Here is a 17,774-nt window from a genome sequence, read left to right on the forward strand (position 1 = left end):
CGGCGAGTGAGTCTCGTACCAGGTCGCATCAAATCCAGGGACAGTGGAGCCTTCTGCTTGTCCACCTAGATTGAGCTCGTTGACCTCGTCCATCGTCTATGTAGGCCAGAACGTACTCTATTCCTCAGCATCGGTATATTAAGAAGGGGTGGAGCTTTCTCGTAGGAATCCGTAATTATCCCAATCGCCGGAACCCCAGGAAAATCCTGAAAACTCAGCCCAGCTCACAGATTACGCGGCGGTTCTCCCTTGCCGCGCAACAGCCCCTGCTCCCAGCGGCCCAGCTGACGATCAGCCAGAGCGCTGGCCAGGGCCACCAGGCCCCCGGCCACCAGGGCAGGCAGATTGTGGAACCAGGCGATCGCGGCCAGGCTTCCCCAGAGCGGCAGCGGCAGCCACGGCCGCCAGCGACGGATTGCAGCCAGGGCGCCTCCACAGGATTGGCAGTGCTCGGTATGGGTGTGATAACGCTCCATCAGCGCATCCCGCTCCAGTCGCGGCGGTAAGGACTGTTCCGGGAACGGATCGGCTGAAAAGCGGCTCACCCAGTCGTGCAGGGCTTTGACGTAGAGATCGGCGCCCGTGGCCAGGTTGTAGGCGCGGCCGGCGGCGCCACTTCTCCCCTGGCTCTCCAGCACCCGCTCCTGCCAGTGGAGAAACAGCTGGTCGTCTTCCAGCACGCGATGGTTGCTGATGTGCTGCAGCCAGCGGGGCCGCAGCCCCAGCAGGCGCGCCGGCCAGGGGGAGCGGAAGCGGAACGGGAAGCGGGCCAGCAACCGGCACTCGCCGCGGCGGATCGGCACCGCATAGACCACGGTGAGAATGCGGGCGAACGCCTTGGCGTCGAGCTCGTGCCACATCAGGCCCGGCGCCGCAAAGGTGGTGTGCTGGCTGCCGAGGCTTCCCTTGCGCGGACCCTCCGGCCACAGCCCCGTGAATCCCTCCTCGCCGAAGCTGGTGAGTTCGGCCCGCACCGGTGCTGCGGTGGCGCGGTTGCCCACGGTCTTGTGGTGGGTGAAGGGCACGTGGCTCACATCGAGCACGTTCTCCAGCAGGGTGAGGGCATCCATCGGCAGATCCCGGAAGGTGTCCTGCACCAGCCAGGGTTCCCCGGGTTCCTCCAGGGCCGGCACCAGCGGCAACGGCACCGTGGCGGCCTCGTTCGGATCGCCGGCGAACACGAACAGCAGGCCCTGGGCTTCAGCCGTGGCGTAGGTGCGGCAGGTCGTTCGCGGTGAGGCGAGGGCGGCGTCGGATTCGGCCTGGGGGATGAGGGTGCAGCGGCCACTGCCCTCGAAGCTCCAGCCGTGATACGGGCATTCCAACTCGCCCTTGGCATTGATGCGGCCGTCGCTGAGGGGCACCAACCGGTGGGGGCAAACGTCCGCGAAGGCGCGCCACTGCTGGGCTGCCTCCTCCCACCAGAGCACCAGGTCGTGCTCCAGCAGGGTGAAGGGCTGGGGGCGGCGGCGGTCGAGATCCGCCAGAGGAGCCACCGGATACCAGTGTCGATGCCAGTCCACAGCTGGGGGCATGGCAGAAGACGACGCAGGGATCATGCATCCTGGCAACCCCGCGCCGCCAACGGCAGGAGGTGGGTGCAGCCGGGCGAGATGGTCGGGGGGACGCGTGTTCTGACGGTGTGCTGGGGATGCCCATCAGGGCACTGCTCTGATCCAGGCGAGTGGTGTGATCACGGCGAGGAATGGTGTGAGTCTGGGTTGATTCAGCAGGAAAACAATCAGTTTGAAGGCGACGGTGTTGCGAGGTCGGACTAGGACCAGTGACTGGTGATCGTGGCTGCTTGAATCACCAGGACCGGCGAGATTGCATAGGGATGATGAAGTGTGTTGCTCCCTCCGGGGCCAGGCATGGCAGGGCTCCTTTACAATTGCGATCAATCAAGACCGCGCGCGCCTTCAACAGCCAGTATGCAAAACGCCTTCTTCGATGACTCGCTGGACAAAGACGCGATCAAGCGCAGAATCCAGCAGATCGATTCTGGCAAGGTGGGTCTCTACAGCATCGGTCTTTATCCAGGCTCGATCGCCTACAACTGCGCCATGCATACCGATGGCAGCAGCCTGATGCTGGCCCCCAGGCCGGGCCGCGATCTGATGGGTGCCTTCTCGGACGACGCCATTGCCGGCATGGATCCGGAGCATCTCGAAACCGTGAAGCGCATGGCGCACCATCCGCAGCAGGGAGCTGCGGCCACCAACGGACTGGCAGATCTGATCCAGCACTGCGATCTGGTGGTGCTGAGCGCCAACAGCAATCACATTGACCAAGACGTGCAGGACGCCTGTGCTCTGCGAACCGAGCTTAAACGTGAACAGGTGGTGCTGGCTTGCCTGGCAGGCTCCTTCAGCCACGATCACATTCGCAACGAATCCTATGTGTTGTGCGAGAGATTTCCAAATCTGGCTTTCTTTTCCGGCTTCCATCGGCACGGCGCTCTTCGCAATCCGGTCGATAGCTTCACGGCCAACTTCTGCCACCCCAATGCACTGACGGCCCTGCTGGGGGCTCGGATGCTGGACAAGATCTCGCCCAATATTCAGGTGTCGCCAGGGATTCACAACATTGAAGCGCAATATATCAAGGCGGCCAAGAATATCTCCTCCATCTTTGCCGGCTTTGGACACGCCTATCACCGTGAGAACACCGGCATCCTCCCCACCCTGCTTACCCTGCTGCTCGATCAATGCATCGATCAGGCCGCAACGGTGTCGATGGCGCGCCGCGATCGTCAGCGGCTCTACGGCCGCCAGCCGATCGCCCTCACCGAGCTGGGCTATGGCGTGCAGCGCATTGAGGCGGCTCTCAACCGCGGCGGCGACATGGAGAAGGTGCGCGACCACACCTTCGCCCAGCTCACCGCCATGGTGGCTGACGTGCGCGGCAGCATGATGCAGCCGGTCTCGGGCAGCCCGACCCGGAACTTCCAGGTGGGCCAGATTCTGGCGGAGCGCATGCGGGTGCATCAACGCTGCCCGCACACCATGGAGGAACTGCAGGATTGGTGTGAAGCGGCTGGCTTGCCCCGCGGCGGCCTGGAGGGGCTCAAGGCCTTGAGTTGCTGGCCGCAGATCGTGCGCAACTACAGCATCCTGGTGCACGATGCCTCGATGGTGAACCTGCTCTATATGGCGGTCTATGGCAAGCCGAGCACCAAGGACATTGCCTTTTCGGTGATGACCGAAAGTCGGGAGATGTCGAATTACTGCCAGGAATCGGTGCGGCCGACCCACAGCCGCAAATACGCTGAGGCCCTGCAGAGCCTCGATAACCCAGAAGCGCTCGATCTGCTCGCCACTGCCGTGATCGCGGACAACGCCCGTAAGGCCGCTCTGGACGACACCTTCTCGGACGATCAGCTAGGCCAGGATCATGTGCCGGCTTATCTGCAGGCAATGAACGTGATTGAGAATGTCTGGTGATGGCTTCAGGATGGTGTTGCAATCTTTCTCGTAGCGGCTCGACTGTTGCGAGCCCATCCTGATCAGCTCGAGGCAGAGGTATAGAAACGGAGTGCAAATCTCCAGAACCAGCGGCTGGCGAGCAGGGCCAGACTGGCGACCAGTCCTGAAGCCGCGAGCCAGCTGAATCCGGCGCGGCCCAGCAAGGCTTCGGCGGGCACCGTGGTGAGGAAAGCGACTGGCAACACCATGGTGAAGAACAGCCGCAGGCCGATCGGATAGGCGCTGATGGGATAGCGGCCGGCCGCCAGAAAGCTGCGCAGCACCTCGGTGGCATTCCACACTTTCACAAACCAGATGCTGGTGGCCGCCAGAATGAACCAGAGGCTGTACAGGATCAGACTGCCGCAGATCAGCATCAGCCCCGTGAGCAGCACATCCTGTGGGCTCGGCGTGGCGCCGGCACGGATTGCGCCCACCACCACCAGGCCCAATCCCAGCACGATCCCGGGGAGCCCCCAGGGAGAAATGGTGCGCAACGACAGCCAGAACTGGCTGTCGATCGGTTTGAGCAGCACATAATCCAGGCTGCCATTCTGGACATGACCCACGATCGTGCTGAGGTTGGGTTGCAGCAGGGTGCTGGCGATGCCATCCAGCACCGTGTACATGCCCAGCACCACCAAGGCCGCCTCCCAGCTCCAGCCCCCCAGCCCATGGCCGGAGCGGTAGAACAGCGACAACACGAACAGACTGCCGGCCAGATTGCCGCCGGTGGCCAACAGTTCGATCAGCAGGTTGATCTGGTATTCCATCTCGGCCGCCAGGGCCGCTCCCCAGAAGCTGCGCAGGCTGCGCCAGTAGCGCACCACTGTTTTCCTGAACCTCTTGCTGCCGAACATCGTGTCGTCGAGCATCACGCGCCCATGGCTCCGTACTTCCGCAATCCCCGTCTCCAAAGGAACAGCGTCAGCGGCAGCAGAATGGCAATCCAGCCGCCCACCACCGCGAAGCTGGCGACGACATCCACCGCATCGCCGGCCAGCAGCTGGGCCGGGATCGCAATCATGTAGGGAAACGGGGTCCACAGCGCCAGGCGCCGCACCGGTTCGGGATACAGCTGCAACGGGGCGATCAGGCCGGAGAGATAGAGATAGGGAATGAACAGCAGCCGCTCCAGGGCGCTGGCCCGTTCGCTCCAGAAGCAGACCGTGGTGAGGGCGAACTGGATCAGGAAGCGCAGGGCGAAGGCGAGCTGCATGGCCATGACCGCCAGCAGAAGCGCCGCTGGAGACGGCAGCCAGAAGGCGGCGGGATAGAGCAGGAAGAACAGGGCTGCCAGGGCGATCACGAAGGGCAGACGTGTGGCCTGTTCGGCGATGTGGGCGCTCACATACCGCCAGACCGGCGCCAGTGGCTGCAGCAGATAGCCCGAAAGCCGGCCCTGGAGATGGTCTTCCTCAAAGGTGTAGATCACCCACACCAGCGTGAACTGGCGCACGATGAACACAGCCAGAAAATACCGCGCCAGGGCGATGGGATCCAATCCCAGCGATGGGAGTTCAGCGGTGGGGGCGTTGCCGTTGATGCCGCTGGCCCCACTCCAGAGGCCGAGCATGATGAAAGGCAGCACGCCCGAGAGCGCCCATAGCGCAATCTCGGCGCGGTACTCCAGCATGTACGCGTATTGGCTGCTCAGCAGCACCCGCACAAGGCGCAATCCCCGCTGCAGCTTCTTGCTCATCGGTCGTCCCTCTGACGGAACAGTTGGCCGATGATCTCCTCCACCGGTGGATCGTTCACTTCCAGGTCACAGACATCGAAATCGGCCAGAAGACGACCCACCTGCTCCGTCAGTCGATCCCGTTCGATCAGCAGCCGCACCTCGTTGCCGTTCTGGCTTTCCAGGGTTCCGTAGCTCTCGAACATGCGGGCCGGCAAGACATGGCGTAACTCCAGTCGCACCTGGCGGCAGGGCGCCAACTGGTCGGTGAGCCCTTCAAGGCTGCCGTCGTAAAAGAGTCGCCCCTGGTGAATCAGCAGCACCCGCTCACACAGGGCCGTGATATCGCCCATGTAGTGGCTGGTGAGCAGCACCGTGGCACCGGTGCGGCGGTTGTAGTCGGCCAGAAAGGAACGCACCCGCACCTGGGCGTTCACGTCCAGTCCCAGGGTGGGTTCATCGAGAAACAGCACCGCCGGCTGATGCAGCAACGCCGCCATCAGTTCGGCCTTCATGCGCTGCCCCAGGGAGAGTTTGCGAACCGGACGGGTCAGTTCCTCATCCAGTTCCAGCATGTCGGCCAGCTCGGCGATCCGGCGCTTGCTCTCGGCCGCGCCGATGCCGTAGACGGCGGCATGGACCCGCAACGAATCGAGTGGCGGCAGATCCCAGATCAGCTGCTGCTTCTGACCCATCACCAGCGTGATCTGACGCAGGAAGTCCGCCTGCCTACGGAAGGGTTCATGGCCGGCCACCCGCACCGTGCCGGCGCTGGGGTGAATCAGGCCCGTCAGCATCTTCAAGGTGGTGGTCTTGCCGGCACCATTCGGCCCGAGGAACCCCACCATTTCACCGGGTTCGATCGCGATGTTGATGTCCTGCACAGCCGTCACGAGGCGATGGCGTCGCTGGAGGAAGTGGCGCAGGGTGCCGCCAAGACCGGGCTGCTTGTCGGCCACCCGGAAGGTCTTGCTGAGCCCGCTGACGTTGACGATGGCCATCGAGGGAGTCTGGACGGCTTCCGATCGTGCAGATCTTGTCAGTTAGAAACTTGTCCAGCACAGATTTACCCATCACCGCTTCGCCAGATCTACCCTGGGTCGCACCCACCAGCCCCTGCAATGCACTTCTGGGCGCCTGAGATCGATCCAGCCCATCCGATGGACTGCACCCAGGCTGAGCACTACGTGATCAAGCACCTCGGCCGCGGCATGTTCCTTGCGGTGCAGGGAGAGGATCAACACCTCAGCGATGTCGCCACGGCCGGCGAAGCCCACCGCTTCCATACCCATGAGGCGGCGATCCGTGCCGCAGAGGAACTCAACCGCCTCGGTGCAGGGCCGGTCGATGTGGTGAAGGTGGAGTGAGGCCGGGCAGGCGGCGACCGGCCTGGCCATGCTGCGGTGACTGCGCAGCCCCCACCGATGAGCGCCCTATCCCCGGAGCAGGCCCTGGTGCTCACCGCGATCGATCGCTTTCTGGCCGATCCCGAGCTCGCCTTTGGCGGCGTCGACACTGACGACGACTCAGAAGGCGATGGCACCGACGATCCCGATTCAGCCGTCGGCATCGAGGCGGTCGACGTGCTCGAAGCGATCAGCAAGGCCCTGCTGATGGTGTTGCCGGCCGAGGAGATCGAGCAGGCGATCACCAATCTGCTCGCCTGCCATGGCGATCAGATCGATGACTCCACCCAGGTGGTGCTGGAAGCTCTGCTTCAGACGATTGAACGGGATGACACCGAGGTGTCGCTCGAAGCCCTGCTGACGGCCGAATCTGACCTGTTGCAGACCAATGCCCTCGATAGCGCGGCCCTGCTGGTCTGGGACGAGCAGACCACGCCGATGCTGGAGGAACTGGAGATTCTTGATCTGCTGGAGGCCTATCCCTGCCGCGGCCCCGGCGCTCGCTGGACCCCTGACATCTTCGTGCAGTTGCTGGAGGCGAAGGGCCGCCTGTTTCGCCAGACCTTGCTGGCGGTGGAGATCCTGGAAGAACAGCCGGACACCCGCCCCAATGCCCACACCATGCTGGTGATGGTGCCGCCCGATCCGAAGGCTCCCCTGGAACTGATGGAGCTGGTGGTGCCCCTCACCGTGCTGTCGTCACCCGATGCGCCGGGACAGGCAGGCTGATCCCTGGCTGGTTGAACACATCTGGTCCTGTGCTCTGTGTATCCGTGAGCTCACTGCCTGTGATCCGTATCCGCTTCTCTTCGGCTCCCGGGACCGATCAATCGGGGCGGTGTCGATCCTGGGCTTCCGGTCTGCCGATTCTGCTGGGTGTGGTGGCCTCCAGTCTGATGCTGCAACCCCTGGCGGCAACAGCGGCGGAAGGCATGGGCGCCGCGTCTGGCGATGCACCTCGGGCAAGGACTCCCGCCGAGCCCCAGGTGCTGCGCGCCGTACCTCCCCTGGCCACGCCGGATGCGGCGGTGGAGAAGGCCCTGCTGCATGCCCTGTTTCCCGCCTCGGCGGTGGATGCCGATGGCCATGGTCCCGATCACGGCACCCAGGAGTGGAAGCAGGCGTGCCGCCACATCCGCCAGCAGGCCTGTCTCAACGCCGGCAACCTGCGCTACGCCTACAACCGGGTCGACCTCAACGGCGACGGCAGCGAGGAGGTGGTGGCCACGGTGATCGGCCCGACGGTCTGCGGCACCGGTGGTTGCTCCCTGCTGATCTTCCAGAACCAGCACGGCACACTGGAGCCGATCAGCCGCATGTCTCTGTTCAAGGACCCCCTGATCGTGACCAGTCGGCTCCGGGGCGGCTGGAAGGAGTTGATCAGCCGGGTGCGGATCGATGCCGGCCATGGCTTTTACGCCCTGCTCACCCACGACGGCAGCGCGTATCCCCGCAATCCGAGCACGCCTCCGGCGGAACCGCTGCAGGAGGCCCTGCCGGGCACGGCCTATCTGGGCTGGCAGGAGAACGGCAACGGCTATCACCCGCTTCCCTGCGCCGAGAAGCGCCCATAACTCTTCACACCCTGTTACAGTGGTGGCAACACATCGTTACAACCCGATGACCACCTCTGATTCCCGCTTCGGTTTCGTTGCATTCGCTGAGACCTGGAACGGCCGCCTGGCCATGCTGGGCTTCGTGATCGGCCTTGCCACCGAGCTGCTCACCGGCCAGGGCATCCTGAGCCAGATCGGCCTCGGCTGAGTTCTGGATCAGCGGTCTTCACGGCCGTGATCTCCAGCCCGGTTGGCAGGCGCCAGCCGGGCTTTGCTATCTCCGGAGTTTCTGTCGCCTCGGCGAGGGCCATGGCTCATCTGCTCGTCTTTGTTGTGGCCCCCGAGGCTCTGCTGCCCGGTGATGGCGCTGACTGGCCCTCTCTGGTGGAGGCCCAGCGCCGCGGCGTAGGCAGTGGCGTGGCCCTGCGTCTCTTCCGCCTGCCGGATGACTGGCCCGGGTCCCTGCAGGCTCTCATTGACTCCGGCAAGGCCGATGCGACTGGTTCCGATCCGATCGAGCCGGTCGACGGCCGCCGCTCCAGGCTCTGCGATGCCGTGGTGCCCCATTTCGACCCCCGCAGCCTCTGGATCGGCGTCTATGCGATCAGCGGCAGCGCATTCAGCGACAACGAAGTCAGCGACAACGAAGTCAGCGATCGCCAAGTCAGCACCAGCGTGCCAGTGCCTGGCGATGGCCATCCCGCCAGCCGCATGTCGATCAGCGGCGTCGAGCGTCTCGATGCTTTCCCGTTGCGCGATGCCGAAAACGAAACCTGCTGGTTTTATCCCACCGAGGATGGCGCTTACCTCAGCTGGGAGAACCAGCGCCGGCTCGAGCTCCTGCCGGGTGTGATGGCCGAGCAGCCTTTGCAGACCCAGCCGATCCCCTACCAACGCCCCGACCTGCACGTGCTCTGGTCGTTGATGGCGGACGACCGCTCCCTCACCTGCGTGGGCCTCACCTACGGCCGTCGCCGGATTGATTGGCTCGTGGTGGCGGCGGTTCCAGAAGCCTGCGCCACCTGGACCAGTTTTTCTCTGGATTCGATGGCCGAGGCGCAGTACTGCGAGCTGGCCAGCTGCACCGTCTTCGCGCAGGACGGTCCGGGGGCTGTCCCTGGTGCTGTAAGGTAAAAGCCGATCTCAAGATTTCTCTTAAGCGAGCTCATAACTTTCTTGGGGGCTGTTTTCGGATCGGTTCATAGTTCAACGAGTTCATGTCTATTTACGTCGGGAATCTTTCCTTCGATGCCGAAGTGGAAGATCTCCAGCAGCTGTTCGCCGAATACGGACAGGTGCGCAAGTGCAGCGTTCCTCTCGATCGTGAAACCGGCCGCAAGCGCGGTTTCGCCTTCGTCGAGATGGCCAACGAGGCTGATGAAGCCAAGGCCATCGATGATCTCCAGAACGTGGAGTGGATGGGTCGTGCCATCCGTGTCAACAAGGCCGAGCCCCGTCCCAGCGGCGGTGGTGGTGGCTACGGCGGTGGTGGTGGCGGCGGCAACCGCTGGTGATCACAGCCGAGCCGATCATCTCTGACCGGCCTGATTGCTGATTGATCTGTTGCTGACCTGCTTGCCCGATCTCCGGGCCTGCAGAACGGCAATACCTGCTTCCAATCACAGCTGACCGCCCTGGTAACGGGGCGGTTTTTTCATGGGCGTTTCCTTGTCTCAGCCGAGGGCTTCCCGGGTCTCGGCGGCGCGCAGGTCGACCCGATACTCCATCGTGGAGGTCACGCCGGTGCCCCGGTAGGTGCCGGACACCGCCGCCGCCAGCTCCGGATCCGCGGCGGCGGCCAGCACCACGTGGCCATCGGCCACGGCCAGCCCGAGGCTGGGGTCGTAGGCGCGCCAGCCACCGCCGGGCACATACACCTCCGCCCAGGCGTGCAGCTCGTGCTCGCTCACCTCGGGTGGATGGTGCATCGAGTAGCCGCTCACGAAGCGGGCCGCCAGGCCGAGGCTGCGGCAGGCGGCCACGTAGAGCACCGCCGTGTCGCGGCAGGCCCCGGTGCGCTCCTGCAGGGTCTGCTCCGGTTGCAGCGCTGCCCCATCGGGCCGGCCCACATGGTGGAAGCCGTGGTGGATCTGATCGGCCAGGGCCATCAGAAAGTCGGTGGTGGATCCCTGCACGGATTCGGCCAGCTCGGCAGCCCAGGCGCTGACCTGCGGATGCTGCGGCCCACCCAGGCAGGGCGCCAGGGCTGCGCGCAGAGCCGGTGTGTAGGTGAGCGGCAGATGCCGGGCTGCCGGCTCGGTCACGATCCAGTCGAACGGATTGTCGCGGTGGGTTTCCACCTGCATCTCCACCTGGAGATGCAGGGTCTGGCGTTCCTTGTGGAACCAGAGCACCAGCCCGTCGCCGCCGCCGGGTTCGAGCACCGCCGCTGCGCCGTCGGCTGGATCACGCACCTGCAGGCGGTGGCTGAGCACGGTCTGGGTGCAGTCCTGGCGCGGGGTGAGCCGCAGGGTCATCGGTTCCAGGAACACGGGCCTGGCGTAGGCGTAGTGGAGTTCGTGGCGGATCTGGAAGAACACGGAGCCACTGGGGCACAATCGCTGCCCAGCCTGGACGAAAGCCGGTGCGAATCGCGCTCCACAATGGGCTTTCCAGCCAATCAGGCCGTCCGTGAGCCAGCCGCATCGACCGGCGCGTCCCCAGCACTTTCCGCGCCCACCGGCCCGACCCGGCAGCCCGGGCCTCCCTGACGACGACGATCTGCCGCCCTCGCCCGGCATGCCGCTGGGGCTGCGGATCCTGGCGGGGGTAGGAGCGCTCTCGTTTCTGATGATCGGTCTGAGTGTGATCTGGATGGGGATCGAGAGCCTGCGCAAGCCCGCCGCCCCTGTCGTGGGGCCCAACACGGCGAGAGGATCAGGGAGCCAGGCGTTCGATCGCCCAGCCGCCCTCTGGCCGGAGCCTGTAGCGGAAGCGATCGTGTAGACGGTTCTGGCGACCCTGCCAGAACTCGAACTCGTTCGGCACCACCCGAATGCCGCCCCAGGCGGAGGGCAGGGGCACCTCTCCATCGGCGAAGCGCCGCTTCATCTCCTCCCAGGTCATCTCCAGGATCTGGCGGGAGCTGATCACCGTGCTCTGCTGCGACACCCAGGCCCCGAGGCGGCTGCCGAAGGGCCTGGAGGTGAAGTAAGCCAGGGATTCCGCCGCCGAAATCCGCTCCGCCTGCCCCAGGATCGCCACCTGACGCTCCAGCCCGTACCAGGGGAACAGCAGGCTCACCTGGGGATCGCTGGCGATCTCGCTGGCCTTGCGGCTCTGGTAGTTGGTGAAGAACACGAAGCCGCGATCATCGAACGCCTTGAGCAGCACGGTGCGTGAGCTGGGGCGGTGGCCATCGGTGGTGGAGAGCACCATGGCGTTGGGCTCCAGCAGTTCCGCCGCAGTGGCCTGCTGGAACCACAGCCGGAACTGGGCAACGGGATCGGCATCGAGATCAGCGCGGCGCAGACCCTCGCGGCGGTAGTCGCGGCGCAGTTGGGCCACATCGACGCTGCTTGCTGCGGCTTTGCCGCTGGGGGTGTCGGGCGGCTCCACGGGCTCTCAGGTGCTGGATCAATCGTCCCGAGTTCAGCTCAGGGCGGTGAGGTCGATGCGCTTGCGCACACTCTCCGGCAGGTTGCGGGAGATCGGGCAGAGCTTCATGCGCTCCTGCATGTAGGCGATCGCGTCGGCATCGGCGAGATTGCGCTCCTGCGCGCTGGCGTTGGCATCGAGCCGGATGCGGAAGTCACCGTCGACGCTGTCGATGATCCAGTCGCTGCTGGTGGTCACAACGAAATCGGCCTCCACCTGTTGCAACGGGATCGCCTTTTCCCGGGCGTTGGCCACCAGATAGACGTGCTGACAGAGCAGCAGTGCGATCAGATAGATCCGGAAGCCCGGCATCGTCAGGCTGAGCTGCTGCGGTTCCCATTGGCCGGAGTCGGTGAGGAACTCCACCACCAGCCCCTCGGTGGCGCGATCGGGGGCGGCATGGCTGCTGCGCAGCCGGAACTGGAAGGTGCGTTGTGGGCTCATCGCTGGGCAGGCAGGGCAGGCGTGGGTGGATCTGGGATGGTCGGGGTGGCCTGCGGCTGGCGGCGCCAGGCCTCGAAACCGGTGAGCAGGGCCGAGCCGATCAGCAGGGCGGAAAAGCCCTGGCGCAGGATCCGGTCCGGCAGGTGGGGGGCGAGGCGTTGCCCAGCCACGGCCCCGATGGCGCCACCGCCGAGCAGGGGCAGCATCAAGGGCAGCTCGGGGCCTGGCCAGTGACCCAGGGCCGCCAGGGCGACCAGTGAGTTGGTGGCGATCAGGAGCAGGCTGGTGCCGCTGGCCAGCGCCATCGGCAGTCCAGCCAGCAGCACCAGGGCGGGAACGATGGCGAAGCCGCCGCCCACGCCTGCGATGCCGGTGAGCAGGCCCACCAGCACTCCCTGCGCCGCCAGGGCCAGCGGAAAACCGGTTGTGTTGCCGCCGTTGGCCGCTTCCTGGAGGGCACTGCGGCGGGTGAGCAGCCAGGAGGCCACCAGAGCCGCTGCCGCGAAGATCCCCAGCTGCACCATCTCGGCGATCCAGCCGGCCTTGACCATGGAGCCGCCGATCCAGCTGCCGGCCAGGGCCGGAACCCCCAGCACCAGGCCGGGCCTGATCGCCACCTGACCGCGGCGGATGTAGGGCCCCACATTGCCGAGGGCCAGCAGGGTGACCACCAGCAGGGAGAGCGGCACGGCAGCCTTGGTAGACAGCGCCGCACCACTCACCAGCAGGGGCAGCAGCAGGATCGAGCCGCCGGCCCCGAGCACCGCCAGCAGGAAGCCGATCAGGGCCCCGCCTGCCAGCAGCATCAGCACCATGGTGAAAGAGAGCTCGGTTGCCGCATGGATCGAGGCGGCCATCACATCGAGACCCGGTTCCAGGGCATCACCGCCAGCAGGCGGGCCATGCCGCAGAAGCCGCTGATGCCCGCGAAGGTGAGGCCGGCACCCACGAAGCCACTCAGCCAGATCCAGCCCGGCGCCACCGCCTGGCTCAGAATCACACCCAGCAGTACCAGCGAGCCTGCGGCGATCTGCACCTGGCGCATCAGGGGCAGGGGCGCTCCCTTGAGCTTGCGTACCGGGAAGCCGGCTTGCTGCCAGGCGGGCACACCGCCCTGCAGATCGGTGAGGGGGTGCTGCCGGCCCAGCTGCTGCAGCAGGGCCAGAGCTTTGGCACTGCGGTTGCCGCTCTGACAGACCAGCACCAGCGGCCCCTGGGGCAGGTCGGCCTCCGTGATGCGGGACAGGGGAATGTTGAGGCTGCCGGCGATATGGCCGCCGACGTATTCCATCGGTTCACGCACGTCGATCACCGTGACATCCCGGGCGGCCAGTTGGTCGGCCAGCTCATGGGCTGTGATCGGGCTGTGGCTGGACATGGCCTTGGTGGTGGTCATCGCGGTGGTGGCTTTGCGGGTACTAGGTGTCTTGGGAGTCGTGATGGTCTTGGTCGACGCCATGCTTCTGGGAGAGGACAGGCGTGTTGAGCGGATGACCGTTGCCGCTGGATCCGTCTTCAGGCTTTGACGCCTTCCAGGGGGTAGCCCTCAGCCGCCCAGCGACTGAGGCCGCCGCGCAGGTTGGCCACCTGCCAGCGGCCGGCCTTGAGCAGTTGCTGGGTGGCCAGGGCGGAGCGGCTGCCCGAATGGCAGACCACCACCACGGGGCGATCGGTGGGGATGCTGGAGGCCTGGGCTTCGAGATCCGGCAGGGGGATCAGCAGGCTGCCGGCCACCCGACCATCGGGACCGTTGAATTCCTCGGCGGAGCGCACGTCGAGCAGGGTGAGATCGCTCTGGTGGGCGACCACCCAGGTGGGGGTGAGTTCGGGCAGCCCGGCATAGCTGCGGGCCAGGGGCGCCCAGGTGGCCTTGGGGCTGGTCTCGCGGGGTTTGCCGGAGCGCATGTTGCCCGGCAGCGCCTCGGCGATCTTGTGGGGATGGGGGAGTTTCATGTTCTCCATGTGGCCCACGAAATCCCGCTCGGTGGCGTCGCCGCCCAGCCGTGCGTTGAAGGCCTTCTCCTCCACGACCGAGCTGACGCTGCGGCCGTTGTAATCGTGGCCGGGATAGAGCAGGCAGCTCTCCGGCAGAGTGAAAATCTGCTCTTTGATCGAGTTCCAGAGGGTATGGGCGTTGCCCTGCTGGAAATCGCATCGGCCGCAGCCGCGCACCAACAGCGCATCGCCGGTGAACGCCATGGAGTGGTCGTCGAGCACCACGGTGATGCAACCATTGGTATGACCGGGGGTGCTGCGGATCTCGACGGAACGCCCCCCGAAGGTCACACGGTCGCCATGGTTGAGCGGCAGGGTGACGTTGTCGGCACGGGCCGCGGCGGACAGGGCGATGGCGCAGCCGGTGGCGTCATGCATCAGCCAGCTGCCAGTGACGTGGTCGGCGTGGGCGTGGGTATCGATCGAGGCGACGAGTTCGATGCCCAGTTCGCGGATCAAGGAGAGATCACGGGCGTGCTGCTCGTAGACCGAATCGATCAGAACCCCCTGGCGGCTGGGGACATCCGCCAGCAGATAGGTGAAGGTGCCGGTGTCGGCATCGAACAGCTGGCGGAACAGCAGGGATCCACCTCCGGCCGCGGCGACCAGGGAGATGGAGGGGGCAGTGGCGACGGCCATGGCGGTGTGGTGCTCACTTTTATGACAGTAGCCGCATAAAGGGGAAGAGGCAAGTCTTTCTTTGGGCCTGGGCTGTGGACATGGCCGCCGCTTGCGGTCCCCGGGTGAGCCGGCCTGGCTGGCGCTGCTGTCTCGATGCGAGCTCGGCGGTGCCCTGGATGGGGTCTCCGGCTTTGCGCGGCGCCCCATGGCGCTCTGCAGAAGGGGGCGACTCAGCGCCATGACTGCATTAGTGTTAGCAAGCCTCTATGCCTCTAAAGCCATGTCTTCCAGGATCCGTGTTCGAGCCCGCCTGGCCCGTTGGGCGCTGAGTGTTCTGCCGCTGCTGCTGGCGTTCATGGTGGGAGCTGCCCCAGCGCTGGCGACGGACAGCAGCTGGTCGCTCAGCGATCGGGCGGGCCATCGCCTCACGGCCCAGGTCTTTGAGCAGCCCTTCCCGGAGTACCCCTCCGGCATGCGCATCCGCTTCAGCGCCCTGGATGCCAAAACCACCCTGGATCACAAGGCTGAACTCGTGCTGAGCGATTCGATGGGCCAGGAGTGGAGCCTGCCCAATCGCAGCGAAGAGATGGTTCCCAAGGACGGCTCGACGGTTCCAAGCGGATCGGCCCAGTTCGATCTGGATGCCTTGGTGCCACGGCCCAGTGAGGCGCTGCCTCTCCATCTGGCGGTCCCCACCAGCAACGGTGCCCTGGATTTCAACCTCAGACCTGAGCAGGTGATGGAGCTCCACGCCATGGGTTCGGCAGAGCCTCGCCGCGACCAGGCCTGATCCCACCGACCGCCACCCAGCCGCGCAGAAACTTGCAAGCTAGGCGTGGCTGGGAAGCGCCACGGGCTTCGGATCCCTGAGGATCCAGGGCAGCGACCCTGACAGCACCGCGCTGAAGATGCACCACACCGAGGTGAAGGCGTAGTTGTAGGCCAGGTGGGTGATCAGAAAGGCGCCGAGAATGCCGCCAGCGAACCAGCGCAGTCGGCCCGAGCCGCTGAGCAGCAACGGTGCGGTGATCAGCAGGCCATACACGCTGCTGCCGAAGCCCAGGTTGATCCAGCCATTGGCCAACAGAGTGGTGGTGTAGTTGAGCGATCCGTGCACCACGGCGGGTTGGAACACGGAACCATTCAGCAGCAGGGGCAACCAGAGGCCTGCACCCAGCAGCAGGCCCAGCATCAGAAGGATCTGCAGCAGGCGTCGCCGCAGGCCAGGTGGCTCCTGCCGGTTCAGACGCAACACGCACCAGGGAAACCAGGCCAGCCAGAAGGCATAGGCGAAGAACAGATAAGCGAGCGCGGCGGAGTGCACGAGACCGTCGGGGCCACCGGGCGCCAGGCCAAGCCAGACCACACCCTCGAGGGCCTGTTGTGTCGAGAAGAACAGGGGCGAGAGGGCCAGGGGCAGCAGATCGCCGCGCTGGTGGCGCCGGCAGTAGCGCACGGAGGCCACCCCCAGGGGCAAGAGGGTGGCCGCCACCACAAAGCTGGCGCTGCTGGAGAAACACATCGGCGTGGAGCTGTCCCCGGCAGCAGGCGATTCCCCCAGCCTGGCGCGTCGGGCAGTGCAACAGCCGCTCGCGATGATGGCATCGACCACACTGCCTGGGCAGCCGCACGCATCCAGCCCCTATTTCGCCGCCCTCGGCGGAGTGGCACTTGAGCTGCCGGCGCGCGTGTCGATGGCGCAAGCCGCTCGCGGCTCGATGCAAAGGTCACCAATCCAGATGCCGTGAGCACCAGGATCAAGAACGATCTTGTCGCTTGCCTGAACGGAAACGAAGCGATAACGCCCTGCACGAGCTGCGCCAGCAGGTCGCCTTCACCATGGATGTCGAGTGCGATGAGCTGGAGAAGGTGGACCGGATTGGATGACCACCAACGCTAAGGCGGCCTTCAAGGCCCGTGTGCGCGAATGGGCTCAGAAGCCGGATGTGCAGGTGGTGTGGCTCGGCATGCATCCGATGCGCCGCAAGTGGGCCTCCTGTTCAACGATGCGGGCCCATCTGGGTGCGTGGGAACAGGCGAAGTGATGTGATGTTTGCTTGTCGGAGCTACCGTTGGTGGTGGGCATAGACCGCTCCGCCCGGTTCAGGCAGGCCCATGAGCAAGAAGCACCGCCCATCCCCCGTCGCAACGATCGAGGAGATGCAGAACGATCGCCCCTACGGCGAATCGATTGACAAGACGTACTACAGACGAGACCTTGAAGCACTCCAGATCGAACTGCTCAAGGCGCAGCGTCACATCAAGGCTGTCGGACTGCGCGTGGTGCTCCTGTTCGAAGGTCGCGATGCGGCGGGCAAGGGTGGATCGATCAAGCGCTTCCGCGAACATCAGAATCCTCGCGGCAGTGAACATGTGGCGCTGCCGAAGCCCAACGATGCCGAACTGACCCAGTGGTACTTCCAGCGCTACGTGCCGCACCTGCCGTCAGCCGGCGACATCACGATGTTCGACCGGTCGTGGTACAACCGGGCCGGCGTCGAGAAGGTGATGGGCTTCTGCACACCGCAGGAGCACGCCCTGTTTCTGCGCCAGGTTCCTCCCTTTGAACAGTCACTCGTCAGTAGTGGGATTCTGCTCTTCAAGATGTGGTTCACCGTGTCGCAGGCCAGGCAGAAGCTGCGTTTCGACGACCGGCGCGAAGATCCGCTCAAGCAGTGGAAGATCTCGCCCATCGATGAGGTCAGTGTGGAGAAGTACGACGCGTACACCGAAGCGCGCAACGAGATGCTGCTCGCCACCGACACCCTCGTGGCGCCATGGACGATCGTCAACTCGAACGAGAAGCGCCGGGCCCGTCTCGGCGCCATCCGCAGCGTCCTCCACGCCCTGGACTACGAGCACAAAGACCACGACGTCGTCGGTGAGCCCGATCCACGGGTCGTGAGGACGGCCCATTCGGTGTTCATCGACAACTGAGCCGGTCGCCACACCTCAGCGGCTCGCTGCCGGAATGAACAGGTGTGGTCTGAGAGAGGGGCCACATCAGAAT

Annotated in this window: 23 protein-coding genes; 12 read left to right on the forward strand and 11 right to left on the reverse strand. The window is 65.1% G+C overall.

Annotated elements, in window-relative coordinates; all coding sequences use genetic code 11:
* Positions 1-224: 224 nt before the first annotated feature.
* A complete protein-coding gene (locus tag VB777_RS12180) occupies positions 225-1,535 on the reverse strand; it encodes a Rieske 2Fe-2S domain-containing protein (protein WP_323249259.1) in 1,311 nt (436 codons plus the stop codon).
* A gap of 396 nt (positions 1,536-1,931) precedes the next feature.
* Between VB777_RS12180 and VB777_RS12185 the strand changes: the two genes are divergently transcribed.
* On the forward strand, positions 1,932-3,443 hold the full coding sequence (locus VB777_RS12185) for a hypothetical protein (RefSeq protein ID WP_323249261.1): 1,512 nt from the start codon (positions 1,932-1,934) through the stop codon (positions 3,441-3,443).
* A gap of 62 nt (positions 3,444-3,505) precedes the next feature.
* On the opposite strand, the gene VB777_RS12190 is transcribed toward VB777_RS12185, so the two are convergent.
* The 3 genes from VB777_RS12190 to VB777_RS12200 are packed head-to-tail and all read right to left on the reverse strand — an operon-like array spanning position 3,506 to position 6,140.
* Positions 3,506-4,294, reverse strand: a complete 789-nt coding sequence (locus VB777_RS12190; protein ID WP_323249321.1) for an ABC transporter permease — start codon at positions 4,292-4,294, stop codon at positions 3,506-3,508.
* 44 nt (positions 4,295-4,338) lie between these two features.
* A complete protein-coding gene (locus tag VB777_RS12195; protein WP_323249263.1) occupies positions 4,339-5,166 on the reverse strand; it encodes an ABC transporter permease in 828 nt (275 codons plus the stop codon).
* Positions 5,163-6,140, reverse strand: a complete 978-nt coding sequence (locus VB777_RS12200) for an ATP-binding cassette domain-containing protein (protein WP_323249324.1) — start codon at positions 6,138-6,140, stop codon at positions 5,163-5,165. The genes VB777_RS12195 and VB777_RS12200 overlap by 4 nt, the downstream gene beginning before the upstream one ends.
* A 165-nt stretch (positions 6,141-6,305) precedes the next feature.
* Between VB777_RS12200 and VB777_RS12205 the strand changes: the two genes are divergently transcribed.
* The 6 genes from VB777_RS12205 (at position 6,306) to VB777_RS12230 (ending at position 9,621) form a co-directional block, all read left to right on the forward strand.
* Positions 6,306-6,512 (forward strand): hypothetical protein, encoded by a 207-nt coding sequence (locus VB777_RS12205; RefSeq protein WP_197169882.1) that lies wholly within the window; start codon positions 6,306-6,308, stop codon positions 6,510-6,512.
* A gap of 57 nt (positions 6,513-6,569) precedes the next feature.
* Entirely contained in the window at positions 6,570-7,280 is a 711-nt protein-coding gene (locus VB777_RS12210; protein WP_322757288.1) for a hypothetical protein, read from the forward strand.
* A gap of 44 nt (positions 7,281-7,324) precedes the next feature.
* Entirely contained in the window at positions 7,325-8,125 is an 801-nt protein-coding gene (locus VB777_RS12215) for a hypothetical protein (RefSeq protein ID WP_323249266.1), read from the forward strand.
* 46 nt (positions 8,126-8,171) lie between these two features.
* The gene (locus VB777_RS12220; protein WP_197154363.1) at positions 8,172-8,315 is read left to right on the forward strand and encodes a chlorophyll a/b-binding protein; all 144 of its coding nucleotides are present in this window, start codon (positions 8,172-8,174) and stop codon (positions 8,313-8,315) included.
* Positions 8,316-8,416: 101 nt separating this feature from the next.
* A complete protein-coding gene (locus tag VB777_RS12225; RefSeq protein ID WP_323249269.1) occupies positions 8,417-9,241 on the forward strand; it encodes a hypothetical protein in 825 nt (274 codons plus the stop codon).
* Between the two features lie 83 nt (positions 9,242-9,324).
* Positions 9,325-9,621 carry an RNA recognition motif domain-containing protein gene (locus tag VB777_RS12230; RefSeq protein ID WP_197154367.1) on the forward strand — a complete coding sequence of 99 codons (297 nt, stop codon included), beginning with the start codon at positions 9,325-9,327 and terminating at the stop codon, positions 9,619-9,621.
* Positions 9,622-9,780: 159 nt separating this feature from the next.
* Here the strand turns inward: VB777_RS12230 and VB777_RS12235 are convergent, their stop codons facing one another.
* The gene (locus VB777_RS12235) at positions 9,781-10,647 is read right to left on the reverse strand and encodes a transglutaminase family protein (protein ID WP_322757285.1); all 867 of its coding nucleotides are present in this window, start codon (positions 10,645-10,647) and stop codon (positions 9,781-9,783) included.
* A 91-nt stretch (positions 10,648-10,738) separates the two neighbouring features.
* Between VB777_RS12235 and VB777_RS12240 the strand changes: the two genes are divergently transcribed.
* Positions 10,739-11,053, forward strand: coding sequence for a hypothetical protein (locus VB777_RS12240; RefSeq protein ID WP_323249272.1), 315 nt, complete (start codon positions 10,739-10,741; stop codon positions 11,051-11,053).
* Here VB777_RS12240 and pdxH read toward each other — a convergent pair.
* From pdxH to VB777_RS12265, 5 genes are all read right to left on the reverse strand, one after another.
* Positions 10,985-11,614: a pyridoxamine 5'-phosphate oxidase gene (gene pdxH, locus VB777_RS12245; protein WP_416223905.1), complete on the reverse strand. Its 630-nt coding sequence runs from the start codon at positions 11,612-11,614 to the stop codon at positions 10,985-10,987. The genes VB777_RS12240 and pdxH overlap by 69 nt on opposite strands.
* An 84-nt stretch (positions 11,615-11,698) precedes the next feature.
* Positions 11,699-12,148, reverse strand: a complete 450-nt coding sequence (locus VB777_RS12250) for a hypothetical protein (protein ID WP_197154372.1) — start codon at positions 12,146-12,148, stop codon at positions 11,699-11,701.
* Positions 12,145-13,005, reverse strand: a complete 861-nt coding sequence (locus VB777_RS12255) for a sulfite exporter TauE/SafE family protein (protein WP_323249274.1) — start codon at positions 13,003-13,005, stop codon at positions 12,145-12,147. The genes VB777_RS12250 and VB777_RS12255 overlap by 4 nt, the downstream gene beginning before the upstream one ends.
* Positions 13,005-13,544 (reverse strand): rhodanese-like domain-containing protein, encoded by a 540-nt coding sequence (locus VB777_RS12260; RefSeq protein WP_416223904.1) that lies wholly within the window; start codon positions 13,542-13,544, stop codon positions 13,005-13,007. Before VB777_RS12260 ends, VB777_RS12255 begins: the two co-directional genes overlap by 1 nt.
* A 119-nt stretch (positions 13,545-13,663) precedes the next feature.
* The gene (locus tag VB777_RS12265; RefSeq protein ID WP_197169887.1) at positions 13,664-14,782 is read right to left on the reverse strand and encodes a rhodanese-like domain-containing protein; all 1,119 of its coding nucleotides are present in this window, start codon (positions 14,780-14,782) and stop codon (positions 13,664-13,666) included.
* A 262-nt stretch (positions 14,783-15,044) separates the two neighbouring features.
* Here VB777_RS12265 and VB777_RS12270 point away from each other — a divergent pair, with 262 nt between their 5' ends.
* Positions 15,045-15,554: a DUF3122 domain-containing protein gene (locus VB777_RS12270; protein ID WP_323249277.1), complete on the forward strand. Its 510-nt coding sequence runs from the start codon at positions 15,045-15,047 to the stop codon at positions 15,552-15,554.
* Between the two features lie 39 nt (positions 15,555-15,593).
* On the opposite strand, the gene VB777_RS12275 is transcribed toward VB777_RS12270, so the two are convergent.
* Positions 15,594-16,256, reverse strand: a complete 663-nt coding sequence (locus VB777_RS12275) for a DUF6629 family protein (protein WP_323249279.1) — start codon at positions 16,254-16,256, stop codon at positions 15,594-15,596.
* Here VB777_RS12275 and VB777_RS12280 point away from each other — a divergent pair.
* The 3 genes from VB777_RS12280 (at position 16,246) to ppk2 (ending at position 17,701) form a co-directional block, all read left to right on the forward strand.
* Positions 16,246-16,512 carry a hypothetical protein gene (locus VB777_RS12280; protein ID WP_323249281.1) on the forward strand — a complete coding sequence of 89 codons (267 nt, stop codon included), beginning with the start codon at positions 16,246-16,248 and terminating at the stop codon, positions 16,510-16,512. The genes VB777_RS12275 and VB777_RS12280 overlap by 11 nt on opposite strands.
* Before the next feature lie 135 nt (positions 16,513-16,647).
* Positions 16,648-16,809, forward strand: a complete 162-nt coding sequence (locus VB777_RS12285; protein ID WP_197169890.1) for a DUF45 domain-containing protein — start codon at positions 16,648-16,650, stop codon at positions 16,807-16,809.
* A 70-nt stretch (positions 16,810-16,879) separates the two neighbouring features.
* A complete protein-coding gene (gene ppk2, locus VB777_RS12290) occupies positions 16,880-17,701 on the forward strand; it encodes a polyphosphate kinase 2 (protein WP_197154389.1) in 822 nt (273 codons plus the stop codon).
* Positions 17,702-17,774: the final 73 nt, after the last annotated feature.

The organism is Synechococcus sp. CCY9202 (assembly GCF_034931685.1).
Classification (GTDB): Bacteria; Cyanobacteriota; Cyanobacteriia; order PCC-6307; family Cyanobiaceae; genus CBW1002.

What these genes read in the sequence shown, in the direction of transcription:
- VB777_RS12270 (WP_323249277.1), top strand. Translation starts at nt 15,045, where the DNA reads ATGTCTTCCAGGATCCGTGTTCGAGCCCGCCTGGCCCGTTGGGCGCTG.
- VB777_RS12255 (WP_323249274.1), bottom strand. Translation starts at nt 13,005, where the DNA reads ATGGCCGCCTCGATCCATGCGGCAACCGAGCTCTCTTTCACCATGGTG.
- VB777_RS12230 (WP_197154367.1), top strand. Translation starts at nt 9,325, where the DNA reads ATGTCTATTTACGTCGGGAATCTTTCCTTCGATGCCGAAGTGGAAGAT.
- VB777_RS12195 (WP_323249263.1), bottom strand. Translation starts at nt 5,166, where the DNA reads ATGAGCAAGAAGCTGCAGCGGGGATTGCGCCTTGTGCGGGTGCTGCTG.
- ppk2 (WP_197154389.1), top strand. Translation starts at nt 16,880, where the DNA reads ATGAGCAAGAAGCACCGCCCATCCCCCGTCGCAACGATCGAGGAGATG.
- VB777_RS12205 (WP_197169882.1), top strand. Translation starts at nt 6,306, where the DNA reads ATGGACTGCACCCAGGCTGAGCACTACGTGATCAAGCACCTCGGCCGC.
- VB777_RS12180 (WP_323249259.1), bottom strand. Translation starts at nt 1,535, where the DNA reads ATGCCCCCAGCTGTGGACTGGCATCGACACTGGTATCCGGTGGCTCCT.
- VB777_RS12260 (WP_416223904.1), bottom strand. Translation starts at nt 13,544, where the DNA reads ATGACCACCACCAAGGCCATGTCCAGCCACAGCCCGATCACAGCCCAT.
- VB777_RS12185 (WP_323249261.1), top strand. Translation starts at nt 1,932, where the DNA reads ATGCAAAACGCCTTCTTCGATGACTCGCTGGACAAAGACGCGATCAAG.
- VB777_RS12225 (WP_323249269.1), top strand. Translation starts at nt 8,417, where the DNA reads ATGGCTCATCTGCTCGTCTTTGTTGTGGCCCCCGAGGCTCTGCTGCCC.
- VB777_RS12285 (WP_197169890.1), top strand. Translation starts at nt 16,648, where the DNA reads ATGACCACCAACGCTAAGGCGGCCTTCAAGGCCCGTGTGCGCGAATGG.
- VB777_RS12250 (WP_197154372.1), bottom strand. Translation starts at nt 12,148, where the DNA reads ATGAGCCCACAACGCACCTTCCAGTTCCGGCTGCGCAGCAGCCATGCC.
- VB777_RS12265 (WP_197169887.1), bottom strand. Translation starts at nt 14,782, where the DNA reads ATGGCCGTCGCCACTGCCCCCTCCATCTCCCTGGTCGCCGCGGCCGGA.
- VB777_RS12220 (WP_197154363.1), top strand. Translation starts at nt 8,172, where the DNA reads ATGACCACCTCTGATTCCCGCTTCGGTTTCGTTGCATTCGCTGAGACC.
- VB777_RS12210 (WP_322757288.1), top strand. Translation starts at nt 6,570, where the DNA reads ATGAGCGCCCTATCCCCGGAGCAGGCCCTGGTGCTCACCGCGATCGAT.